The sequence below is a fragment of the Escherichia sp. WS2035 genome, from assembly GCF_046487065.1.
Lineage (GTDB): Bacteria > Pseudomonadota > Gammaproteobacteria > Enterobacterales > Enterobacteriaceae > Escherichia > Escherichia coli.
Genome location: NZ_JBJQKD010000063.1, coordinates 1 through 526 on the forward strand (window position 1 = coordinate 1; position 526 = coordinate 526).

Here is a 526-nt window from a genome sequence, read left to right on the forward strand (position 1 = left end):
CCGTGAGACAGGTGCTGCATGGCTGTCGTCAGCTCGTGTTGTGAAATGTTGGGTTAAGTCCCGCAACGAGCGCAACCCTTATCCTTTGTTGCCAGCGGTCCGGCCGGGAACTCAAAGGAGACTGCCAGTGATAAACTGGAGGAAGGTGGGGATGACGTCAAGTCATCATGGCCCTTACGACCAGGGCTACACACGTGCTACAATGGCGCATACAAAGAGAAGCGACCTCGCGAGAGCAAGCGGACCTCATAAAGTGCGTCGTAGTCCGGATTGGAGTCTGCAACTCGACTCCATGAAGTCGGAATCGCTAGTAATCGTGGATCAGAATGCCACGGTGAATACGTTCCCGGGCCTTGTACACACCGCCCGTCACACCATGGGAGTGGGTTGCAAAAGAAGTAGGTAGCTTAACCTTCGGGAGGGCGCTTACCACTTTGTGATTCATGACTGGGGTGAAGTCGTAACAAGGTAACCGTAGGGGAACCTGCGGTTGGATCACCTCCTTACCTTAAAGAAGCGTACTTTG

General features: G+C 53.8%; 1 rRNA gene. It reads left to right on the top strand.

The annotated features are described in order from the left end of the window. Positions 1–506, top strand: a 16S ribosomal RNA gene (locus tag ACJHX4_RS26785); the annotation flags it as partial. Between the last annotated feature and the right edge of the window lie 20 nt (positions 507–526).